Origin of the sequence: Dyella sp. (assembly GCF_036384435.1) — a bacterium.
Classification (GTDB): Bacteria; Pseudomonadota; Gammaproteobacteria; order Xanthomonadales; family Rhodanobacteraceae; genus GSA-30.
Genome location: NZ_DASVMI010000164.1, coordinates 26,128 through 36,585, shown reverse-complemented (window position 1 = coordinate 36,585; position 10,458 = coordinate 26,128). Strand labels below are relative to the sequence as shown.

Sequence of the window (10,458 nt, the reverse complement as noted above, 5' to 3'; positions counted from 1 at the left end):
GCATGGACAAGCGAGGAACCCAGCAGCGAAACGATCGCGGCACTCAGGCGGCGCAATGGCATAACACGTCCTTGATCCGGTGCAATCAGCATTCCTAGCCGATCAGCATAGCTTCGTGCTGTACGCCATGGCATTCATCCGCGTCAGCCTCAAACAAAAACGACTGAACCGCTCACACATTCGATCAGCAATCGCATCGTTTCAAAGTTTTTTTATGGACAACGTCATCGCGCTCTGCGCTCTGCGCAGGAGCCCATGCAGTCGCGATGCAAGACGCGACTTTGGTCGCGCCTTGGAGGTTTTCAAAGCGCCCCTCTGCGACTGAATCGCAGAGGGCAGCGCGAATGCATTCGCTGCCACGCGCTAGGCATGCGGTGATGCCATTGCAGGTTGGGATGCGGCTTTGTGCCGCGACGTATGCTTACGGACTGGTCGCCGAGACGGAACGCATCGCTACCGAATCCGATGGCATAGCCTGCCAACCACCACCGAGCGCGCGGAACGCGGCCACGGCGGCGCGGGCCTGATTGGCCTGCACTTGCGCAAGGCGGTCGCGCGAGGCGAGCCATTGGCGATCTTCGTCGAGCACTTCGAGCAGGCTTACCGCGCCGCCTTTGTACGCGTCTTCCGCGCTGCCGCGCGCACGACGATGCGCGGCGACTTCCTTATCGAGCACGGCTTGTTCGTTTTCGAGTTCGGACAGGCTGACGATGGCGTTCTCGACATCTTCGGTGGCGCGCAGCATCGACTGGCGATAGTCGGCAAGCGCTTGTGCCTGCGCGCCTCGTGCCGCGCCGACTTCGGCATCGACACGGCCGAAATCGAACAACCGCCAGCGCAACCCCAGCAAGGCTTGCGGCTGGAAGGAACTCGATTGCCACAGCCGGTCACTGTGCAGGCTTTCCATGCCGAGCAAGCCGCTGAGCGAAAGCTTGGGGTAATACTCGGACAGCGCCTGCCCGATACGCGCATTCGATGCGGCCAAGCGACGTTCGGCAGCAATCACGTCCGGGCGGCGGCGCAACAACGAGGCCGGGCCGTCGGCGGTATCGATCGCCGGAATGCGATACGTCACGGGTGTCTGCAACCAGGCGTTGGCCTGCTGGCCCGGCTGCATGCCCATCAACACGTCCAGGCGGTTGAGCTGGCGCTCGCGCTCGGCGCGCAGCGGCGGCAGGCTCGCCTGGGCCTGTTGCACGATCGCCTCGGCCTGCGCCACTTCACGATCGGTCGCGACGCCACCGGCCAGGCGCACCTGCACGAGCGCGAGCAGCCGCGATTCGGTATCCACCTGCTGCTCGGCCAGATGAATGCGTTGCTGCAAGCCACGAATCTGGAAATACGCATCAGCCGCTTCGGCGGCCACCGAGATACGCGTCGCCACACCACTGGCCTCGGCCGCTTCGTACTCGGCCTGCGCCGCTTGCGCATCACGCTTGAGGCCTCCGGCCAGATCCAGCTCCCAGCTCGCGCCAACCCCGACGTCTTCCAGCGTCTGGGTACGCTTGTAACTGGGGAACTGGCTGGCAATCTCGCCCAGAGGCCCGTTGAGCGACTGGTACTCACGTGCTACCTGTGTATCGAGCTCGCCTTGCGGCAGGCGATTGGCCTGCGTGCCGCGCGCGACAGCGCGTGCCTGCTCGATGCGCGCCAGGGCGGCGGCCACATCGAGATTCTGTGCCATGGCGCGCTCGACGATGGCGGTCAATGCCGGATCGTCGAAACCTTGCCACCAGCGATCCAACGCGGCGGAGGCATGCGTCTGGTTATGCATTTCCAATTGCGCGGCGTGCGCATAGTGGCCACCGATGTTCGGCTGCGGGCGCACGTAATCCGGACCCACGGTGCATGCCGGGAGCACGAGTGCCAACGACAAAGGCAACACGCGCAACGCGCGCAACGCGAAGGATTTTGTCAGCCAGGGCGATCGAAGGTTCATGTCGAAATCTCGCAGGTAGATCAATGCGCGTCGGCGGAAGGCGCAACCGGTGCCCCGATCTTGCGCATCAGCGGCACCATCGCGGTGGCGATCACGAAACACACGCCGATCACCAGGAAGGCATCGGCAAAGGTCTGCGTGCGCGCTTCGCGCATGGTGAGTGCACCCAGTTGCCGGATGGCCGCTGCCCCGGCATCGGCGGTCTGGCCGAGCCGCGCGCCCACTTGCTGGAGCAGCGCGTCCATGGGCTCGTTGGCGGTAGTCAGGTGTTCGGCCAGCCGCTGAAAATGCAGGTTGGTGCGGTCATTGAGCAAGGTGGCGCAGCCAGCGATGCCGATCGCACCGCCGAGGTTGCGCATCAGGTTGAACAAACCCGAGGCAAGCTTGAGCCGTGCGGGCGGGAGGCCGCCCAGGGTCAGCGTGACCACGGGCGGCACGGACAACTGCTGGGCGATGCCGCGCAATGCCTGGGGCAACAGCAGCTCATGCGCGCCCCAGTCGTGGGTGATCGGACTGAAATCCCACATCGAGGCAGCGAAACATGCCAGGCCGAGCATCATGATCCAGCGCAGGTCGATGCGGTTGGCCAGGAAGGCGTATACCGGAATCGTCAGCACCTGAAACACGCCGGTCGAGAACACCGCTTCACCGATCTGTAGCGCGCTGTAGCCGCGCACCTGGCCCAGGAACAGCGGCGTCAGGTAGATCGTGGCGAAGATGCCCACGCCCGTGATGAAGGAGAAGAAGCATCCCAGGGCAAAGTTGCGATCACGCAACGCACGAAGATCAACGATGGGATGCGCGAAGGTGAGACTGCGCAGTATGAATCCGATGCCCGACAGGGCGGAGATCCATGCGGTGGCGAGAATCGTCCGGTCGCTGAACCAGTTCCAGCGCGGACCTTCTTCCATCGTGTATTCGAGGCAACCCAGGAACAACGCCATCAACGTCATGCCCAGATAGTCGGCACCGCGCAGCAGCGACCAGTCCGGTTCGTCCACGTTGACCAGGATCGGCACGGCAACGGTGACGAACAGGCCGGGGGCGAGGTTGATGAAAAACAGCCAGTGCCAGTTGAAGTGATCGGTGATCCAGCCACCCAGCGCCGGCCCGAGCGTCGGCGCCAGCGAGGCGATGGCGCCGATAGTCGCCGCGGCAATCACGCGCTGCTTGCCCTGGAAGAACATGAACGCCGTGGTGAATACCATCGGGATCATCGAGCCGCCGACGAACCCCTGCAAGGCGCGGAACGCGATCATGCTGTTGATGTCCCAGGCCGCTCCGCAGAGCAGGCTGGTAATCGTGAAGCCGGCTGCCGAGACACAGAACAACCAACGCGTGGACATCACCCGTGCCAGCCATCCCGACATCGGGATCACCACGATCTCGGCGATCAGGTAGCTGGTCTGCACCCAGGCCGTGTCATCGGCACCGGCCGAGAGTCCGCCGCCGATATCGCGCAGCGAGGCCGAGACGATCTGGATGTCCAGCAGGGCGATGAACATGCCCACGCACATGCTGGCGAAGGCAAAGACTTTCTGGCCCGTCGACATGTCGGCGGGGGATTGCACATGCGACATGATGGCGGTCTCGTCAGTCGATCAGCGCGGCACGGCCTGCGTGTTGACGTCGGCGGTCACGGAAAGCCCGGGACGCAGCGCACCCAGCGCGGCATCGTTGGCGTCGAGCAGTACACGTACGGGTACCCGTTGCACGATCTTGGTGAAGTTGCCGGTGGCGTTCTCCGGCGGCAGCACGCTGAACTGCGCTCCCGTGGCCGGTGCCAGGCTGCCCAGGCGGCCATGGAAGACGCGGCCCGGCAGCACGTCGGCGCGAATCTCGACCGGCTGGCCCGGCTGCATGTGCGCGAGCTGGTCTTCCTTGAAGTTGGCATCGATCCACAGGCCACGCGCGGGGACCACCGCCATCAACGGTGTACCTGCCTCGACGAAGGCGCCCAAGCGCACGCGGCGATTGCCAATGCTGCCATCCACTGGCGCGCGAAGTTCGGTATAGCCGACGTTGAGCTCGGCCAGGCGTGCCTCGGCCTGCGCCTGCTGCAAGGCCGCCTGCGCTTGCAGCTTCTGGGTCGCGATCACGTCCAGCTGGCGTTGCGCGGCGGCCAGGGCTGCCTGGGCTTTTTCGGTGTCGGCGCGTGCGGTCTTGGCGGTGGCATCGGCGCGTTGCGCGCTCTCCACGGAGACGGCCGCGCGGGCCGACAGGTCGCGATAGCGCAACTGGTCATCATGGGCACGTACGCTTTCGGCTTGCGCGGCATCGACGCCGGCATGCGCCTGGTCGATCACGGCATGTTGCAGCCGTTCGTTCGCATCGAGGTTGGCCAGCCACGCCTGCTGTGCCGCGATCGCGGCCTGTGCTTTCTGTAACGAAGCGCGATAGTCGCGATCGTCGATGCGGGCCAGCAGGTCGCCCGCACGGACAGCCTGGTTGTCCGACACCACAAGCTGGGTGATGTAGCCGGAAACCTTGGGGCTGATCGCGGTGATGTCGGCACCGACATAGGCGTCATCGGTGCTCTCGATGAAGCGCCCGGTCGTCCACCATGACACGCCCCAGGCACCCGCCGACACGACGGCAACGACACCCAGGCCGATCATCACCTGGCGCTTGCCGACGCGGCGCGGGGCAGCTGAAAGATCCGCGGCAGGAGCCACAGCGCTCATGGAAGGCTCCCGGCAACGCGCATCTGGGCATAACGATCGAGGCGGGCACGAAGGCGATCCGTAGCGACCGGCCCGGCGCGCACGACATGGTGTTCGCGCGTAATCACCTCGCCGGTCTGGCGATCGGTGAGCACCGGATCGACTTGGTGTCCATCACGTTCGTCGGCCAGATAGATCGACAAGCCTTCGGGCGCGAAGTGCTTGTTGCCCCACGTCATCAACGCCAACATCACCGGACGGAAATCACTGCCCATCTCGGTCAGCACGTATTCGTAGCGCGCCGGCCGCTCCTGGTATTGGCGCCGTTCCAGCAGGCCCGCTTCGACCAGCCCGTTGAGCCGACGCGTCAGCATGTTCGGCGCGATGCCCAGGCTTTTTTCGAATTCGTCGAAACGCGACAAGCCGTAGTAGGCATCGCGCAGGATCAGGATGCTCCACCACTCGCCGACACGTTCGAGACTGCGCGCGATGGGGCAAGGCATGTCACCGAAATTGGTTTTTTTCATGGCGGATGGGCCGTTACTATCAAGATGATAGTCATCGTAGAGCTGTCACTTTTATTTTGCAAGTAAGATCGGGTGGCGGAGTGAGGTTGTCGACAATTTGCCGATGAAACATGGGGTTGAATGGGATGTTGGGGCGCGGGCGCCGTGCAGGAGCGACTTCAGCGGCGAAAAGCCGTCTCAGGCGGGGTGCGGATGAGACCGTTTGGAACCACCCATCTGCGACTGGATCGCAGATGGGGGGCTTCAGGAGCTCCAAGCCAAGAGCACACCAGCCGTCTGGACGTCCATACGTTACATTTCGTCATGCTTGTGAGCATGCGTTCACGGCCGAATCGTGAATCGCGGCCATGTTGGTGGTGGCATACGGTGACACGCTTTGCGCCCCTTCCCTACTGATGGCGATCATGAATACTCGCTCGTTCAAGCGACTGCTCTGTGTCACCCTCGGCCTCGGTGCCGCATCGGTCATCAACACGGCATGCGCCGTCGATGTCCTCGCACCGTGGGTCGGTACCTGGGGTGTGGCGCAGTTGAACTACAGCACGGCCAATTACCACGGTAAGACCTTGCGCGAGATCGTGCATACCAGCATGGCCGGTTCGGCGGTGCGTGTGCAGATTTCCAATGAGTTCGGCGACAAGCCGCTGTCGATCACCGATGTGCATGTCGCACTGCGCGACTCGGGGGCATCGATCCAGCCGGACACCGATCGGACGCTGACGTTCCAAGGGCAACCGGGCATCACCATTCCCGCCGGACAACGCGCGAGCAGCGATGGCATCGACTTCAACGTCCCTGCACTGTCCGATATCAGTGTGAGTTTCTATGTCGATGGCGATACCAACGCCGTGACAGGGCATTCCTTCAGCAACCAGGATAAATACGTGGCCGATGGCGACGTCAGCGGCCGTACCAACCTGTCCGCGCAGACCAACGGCGATTATGTGTTCCTGGCCAATCTCGATGTGCAGAACACGAACGCCGAGGGCACGCTGGTGACCTTCGGTGCGTCGATCACCGATGGCTTCGACTCCAGCTACAACGCCAACAAGCGCTGGCCGAACGATCTGGCCAGTCGCTTCGCCAGCGCCAATCAGTCGGTGGGTATTGTGAACATGGGCATCAGCGGCAACAACCTGCTGCAAGATGGCTCCGGACAGAGCGGCGTGCACCGCTTCCAGCGCGACGTGCTCGCGCAGCCCGGCGTTCGCTGGGTGATCTTCTCCGACGACCCGATCAATGATCTTGGCTCGGGTAATCCGGATGCGACGTTCGAGAATCTAAGCCAGGCCATCAAGGGCTTGATCGACCAGGCGCATGCACAAGGCATTCGTTTTTATTGTTCGACACTGACGCCGTTCAAGGGCTCGTCGGGTTGGACCGCCGATCGCGAGGTGATCCGCGAACAACTCAACGACTGGGTGAAATCCAGCGCCAGCGGCTGCGACGGTGTGATCGACCAGGACACCGCCACGCACGATCCATCCGCACCGACCCAGTATCTGCCCGCCTATGACGCTGGCGACCATCTGCATCCGAACGACACTGGCTACCAGGCCATCGCCGGTGCCGTGAACCTGGGCCTGTTCACGCCACCTGCCCTGCCCGTGATCGCCACGCCCGCCGGTTGCGGCAGCATCGGCGCCGGGGAAGGCCTGGTGCCCGGACAAACGGTAGTGTCCTGCGATGGCGGCTACGTGCTCAACATGCAGTTCGACGGCAACCTGGTGCTGTACAAGCGCAACGGCACGCCGCTGTGGGCAAGCAACACCGTCAACCAGCCCGCCGCCCAGGCCGACCTGACCGATGACGGCAACCTGGTCGTGCTCGGCAAGCTGGGCAACATGCTCTGGCAATCGCAGTCAGGCGGCCAGGACGCGGCGCGACTATTCGTCCAGGGTGACGGCAACACGGTGATCTACAACAACGCCGGGCCGGTGTGGAGCACGGGGACGGCGGGGCGTTGATTGGCTGTAGCGGGACGGGAGGCAGGTAGCGGGACGCACGTTCGTCCGGTCGTCGTCAGTTTCACGTTCGCGATGGCGCTTTCGGGCGCCGACGCTGATATCGGCTTTGAACCGTGCGCCCCCGCTGCCCCTCTCCCCCAAAATGCGTCACCGCGCGCTGGCCCCTATCCCATAACGCGCCGCCGGCTTGCTGCGCGACAGGTTCGGGCCCAGCGCCGTGCGGGCATCGACCAGGCGCTGCCAGTCGGCGATGTCGGGCATGGAGGGGATGGTGACCAGTTCACCCTGGTCGTAACCGGCCAGCGACGCGTCGACCATGTCGTCGGTCTCCATCACGATCTCCGGCGGCAGGTCTTCCAGTTTGGTGGCGCTGGCCTTGCCCCAGATCTCGGTGCGCGTGGCGCCGGGCAATACCACCTGCACCTGCACGCCCGTGCCGGCCACTTCCTGCGCCAGCACCTGGCTGAAGTGCAGCAGGTAGGCCTTGGTGCCGCCATAGACCGAATTGCCGGGCTGAATCATCTGCGAGGTGACCGAGGCAATGTTGATCACGCCACCTTTGCCCCGGCTGATCAGGCCTGGTAGCGCGGCCTTGGTCAGGCGCGTAGGCGCGGTGATGTTCAGCGCGATCTCGCGCTGCAATGCATCGGCATCGGCCTGCACCAACGGGTACAGGGTGGCGGTACCGGCGTTGTTGACTAGCAGGGTGATGCTGCTGTCCTCGCGCAAGAGCTGTTCCAGTCGGGCGACATCCTGTGCCGAGGTGAGGTCGGCGGCGATGCTACGGGCGTTGATGCCGTGGCGCTGGGACAACCCATCGGCCACCTGCTTGAGCACGTCGCCGCGGCGGGCCACGAGGATCAGGTCATAGCCGCGGGCAGCCAGGCGATCGGCATAGGACGCGCCGATGCCGGTGGAAGCGCCCGTAATGACGGCGGTGCCGAGAGAGGCTTGCTTATTCATGAGAAAGCTCTGGGTCGTAAATGTGGATGATGTTCGTCATCCAAGCTACGCCCGAAAATTCTGGATGTCAACTATCATCTTCTCGCCAGGGCGCGTAAGATAACGACAGGTTCCACGCCACGAGGTCGCCATGGGGCACTCCCGCGCCGACAAAGCTCAAACCCATCAGCGCCTGGTCGAGACCGCTTCGTCGCGCTTTCGCGAAAAGGGCCTGGATGGGATCAGCCTGGCTGACCTGATGAAGGAACTCGGGCTCACGCACGGCGGCTTCTACAAGCATTTCCCATCGCGCGATGCCTTGGTGAGCGAGGCCATCGATCAGGCTTACCAGGCCAGCGGCAACTCGCTTGCCGGGTTCATCGACAACGACGGGCACCTGGACCTGCCGCGCTATGTGGACATGTACCTGAGCCGGCAGCACCGCGACCATCCAGGTGCCGGCTGTGCAATCTCGACGTTGTCGGGCGACATCGCCCGCCGCGGCGAGGATATGCGCGAGAGCTATCGCCAACAGATGGACCGCATCTTCGAACGCATCGGCGCGGCGTTTCCCGGCGACAAAGCCAGCCAGCGCAAGCAGGCGATCGAACTGATGACACGCATGTATGGTGCGCTGATGGTGGCGCGGGCGGCCGGCAGCGGCGAGCTGTCCGATGAGGTGCTAGCCACGGTTCGCGAGCAGATCCGCGCCAGCCTTCCAGGCGCGGGCTGAGCTCGCTTCGCAGACCCGCCGATCGATCGCCACGGTCGGCTTCGAAAAAATTTGTGCCCGCATGGGCGGGCCGCCCGTCATGTCGCGCCGCAACGTAAAAGCCGCGTGACAGCGATCGGAGGCGCCCTGACGCCCGGTCACGATTTTTTGCGATGCGTCATTTTCATTTCGCATTGCGTGTTATGCATCTTTGGCATAACTGAAAGGCGTGGCATCGCGTTGTACAGATCCGGAGACGTGGGGAGGATCGTGACCCGCGCCGCACTTTGGCGGGCGAATCTGTCACGGGGAATGCTTCATGAGTTATCGCAGCGGCATCGCCTGCCTCCTGCTTTGCGCCGCATGGTTGTCGCCGGTGCTGGCCAGTGCGCAGGACAAGACTCCCAACGACCAGCAGCCCGTGGCCACGGCAGGCTCGCACGAGTCGGACAGCAACTTCATCAAGCGCTGGAAAGACGACGGTGTCTCCTTGCGATTGGTCTGGGCCAACGACTGGCTTGCCAGCGTGAAGGGGGGCGAGCGCACCGGCCAGACCAATGGCGGCGGCGCGGTGGGCGGTGCCGATCTGGACATGGCCAAGCTCTTCGGCATCAACGGCGCGAAGATGCACATCACTTTCGCCCGCTATTATGGCCATTCCATCTCGGCGACCGATGTCGGCATTTACCAGAAGATCCAGGGATACTGGTACCCCAAGCGCCAATGGCAGCTGGGCCAGCTGACCTGGGAACAGGCGTTGGACGATAACCACTTCAACGTGTTGTTCGGGCGCGTCAACGCCACCTGGCAGTTTGCCCGTTCGACCTACGGCTGCCGCTTCGTCAGCGCGCCGGACTGCCCGTTCCAGTTGACCAATACGACCGGCGGGTTTTCCGGCTTTCCATACGTGAACTGGGGTGGCCGCATCCGCTATACCACTGGATCGCACTACTTCTCGATCGGAGCGTTCGAGATCAATCCGGATCGCCGCAACAACCACGGCCTGGACTGGGGTCTGGAGAATTCGACGGGCGTGATGGTGCCGGTCGAATTCGGCCACGTCACCCACTTCGCCAATGATCCGTATCCGCATACCTTCAAGGTAGGCGGCTGGTATAACTCGGCCGACTACACCGATCCGGAACTCAACACGCGCGGCGTATCCAAGGCGCTCTACGGCGGATCGTTCCGCACGTATGACGGTGGACGCTATGGTGTGTACGCGTTGGGCGACAAAGTGGTGTGGAAGCCCGATCCGAACAGCGATACCCGCAATCTGGCCCTGTTCAGCTCGTTCACCGCGCCGCTGGACAGCACCGAGATCTACACGCTGCAAGCCGTGGGTGGCTTTGTGTGGACGGGGCCCTTCGCCAGCCGTCCCATCGACTCTCTGAACTTCCAGGCCACCTGGTACAAGTTTGCCAAGCGCCAGGTGCAATACGAGGACGAGATCCTGCGCAAGATCAAGCAGCCTGGCAATTTCTCGCGCAACGAGGCGATGCTGGAGCTCAACTACAGCTACAAGTTGCTTCCGCTGCTGAGCATCGTGCCAAACCTGCAATACATCGTGCACCCGGACATCCTGGGCAACACGGTGCAGGCGCGCCATGTATCGGCCAACGCGCTGGTGTGGGGCGTGCGCGTGATGTTCAACTTCGGCGGCCCGGGTAGTCAGTAATCGGCCCCTTGGCCACCGGCGACATACTCA

8 protein-coding genes are annotated in these 10,458 nt (G+C 63.4%); 3 read left to right on the top strand and 5 right to left on the bottom strand.

Going from position 1 to position 10,458, the window contains the following annotated elements; genetic code table 11:
• Positions 1-421 precede the first annotated feature (421 nt).
• The 4 genes from VF436_RS17010 to VF436_RS16995 are packed head-to-tail and all read right to left on the bottom strand — an operon-like array spanning position 422 to position 5,129.
• Positions 422-1,939 (bottom strand): efflux transporter outer membrane subunit, encoded by a 1,518-nt coding sequence (locus VF436_RS17010; RefSeq protein WP_330905226.1) that lies wholly within the window; start codon positions 1,937-1,939, stop codon positions 422-424.
• 20 nt (positions 1,940-1,959) lie between these two features.
• Positions 1,960-3,519: a DHA2 family efflux MFS transporter permease subunit gene (locus tag VF436_RS17005; RefSeq protein ID WP_330905225.1), complete on the bottom strand. Its 1,560-nt coding sequence runs from the start codon at positions 3,517-3,519 to the stop codon at positions 1,960-1,962.
• Positions 3,520-3,540: 21 nt separating this feature from the next.
• Positions 3,541-4,623 (bottom strand): HlyD family secretion protein, encoded by a 1,083-nt coding sequence (locus tag VF436_RS17000; RefSeq protein ID WP_330905224.1) that lies wholly within the window; start codon positions 4,621-4,623, stop codon positions 3,541-3,543.
• Complete coding sequence (locus VF436_RS16995; RefSeq protein ID WP_330905223.1) at positions 4,620-5,129, bottom strand: helix-turn-helix domain-containing protein; 510 nt, start codon at positions 5,127-5,129, stop codon at positions 4,620-4,622. Before VF436_RS16995 ends, VF436_RS17000 begins: the two co-directional genes overlap by 4 nt.
• A 404-nt stretch (positions 5,130-5,533) precedes the next feature.
• Between VF436_RS16995 and VF436_RS16990 the strand changes: the two genes are divergently transcribed.
• Positions 5,534-7,096, top strand: coding sequence for a GDSL-type esterase/lipase family protein (locus tag VF436_RS16990; protein WP_330905222.1), 1,563 nt, complete (start codon positions 5,534-5,536; stop codon positions 7,094-7,096).
• A 147-nt stretch (positions 7,097-7,243) separates the two neighbouring features.
• Here VF436_RS16990 and VF436_RS16985 read toward each other — a convergent pair whose 3' ends face one another.
• Positions 7,244-8,059 (bottom strand): SDR family oxidoreductase, encoded by an 816-nt coding sequence (locus VF436_RS16985; RefSeq protein WP_330905221.1) that lies wholly within the window; start codon positions 8,057-8,059, stop codon positions 7,244-7,246.
• A gap of 130 nt (positions 8,060-8,189) precedes the next feature.
• Between VF436_RS16985 and VF436_RS16980 the strand changes: the two genes are divergently transcribed.
• Together VF436_RS16980 and VF436_RS16975 are read left to right on the top strand one after the other, a co-directional pair.
• On the top strand, positions 8,190-8,771 hold the full coding sequence (locus tag VF436_RS16980) for a TetR/AcrR family transcriptional regulator (RefSeq protein ID WP_330905220.1): 582 nt from the start codon (positions 8,190-8,192) through the stop codon (positions 8,769-8,771).
• Between the two features lie 298 nt (positions 8,772-9,069).
• Positions 9,070-10,428, top strand: coding sequence for a carbohydrate porin (locus VF436_RS16975; RefSeq protein ID WP_330905219.1), 1,359 nt, complete (start codon positions 9,070-9,072; stop codon positions 10,426-10,428).
• Positions 10,429-10,458: the final 30 nt, after the last annotated feature.

Bases quoted from the DNA above. Each gene is read 5' to 3' on its own strand.
- VF436_RS16995 (WP_330905223.1), bottom strand. From the start codon at position 5,129: ATGAAAAAAACCAATTTCGGTGACATGCCTTGCCCCATCGCGCGCAGT.
- VF436_RS16980 (WP_330905220.1), top strand. From the start codon at position 8,190: ATGGGGCACTCCCGCGCCGACAAAGCTCAAACCCATCAGCGCCTGGTC.
- VF436_RS16975 (WP_330905219.1), top strand. From the start codon at position 9,070: ATGAGTTATCGCAGCGGCATCGCCTGCCTCCTGCTTTGCGCCGCATGG.
- VF436_RS17010 (WP_330905226.1), bottom strand. From the start codon at position 1,939: ATGAACCTTCGATCGCCCTGGCTGACAAAATCCTTCGCGTTGCGCGCG.
- VF436_RS17005 (WP_330905225.1), bottom strand. From the start codon at position 3,519: ATGTCGCATGTGCAATCCCCCGCCGACATGTCGACGGGCCAGAAAGTC.
- VF436_RS17000 (WP_330905224.1), bottom strand. From the start codon at position 4,623: ATGAGCGCTGTGGCTCCTGCCGCGGATCTTTCAGCTGCCCCGCGCCGC.
- VF436_RS16990 (WP_330905222.1), top strand. From the start codon at position 5,534: ATGAATACTCGCTCGTTCAAGCGACTGCTCTGTGTCACCCTCGGCCTC.
- VF436_RS16985 (WP_330905221.1), bottom strand. From the start codon at position 8,059: ATGAATAAGCAAGCCTCTCTCGGCACCGCCGTCATTACGGGCGCTTCC.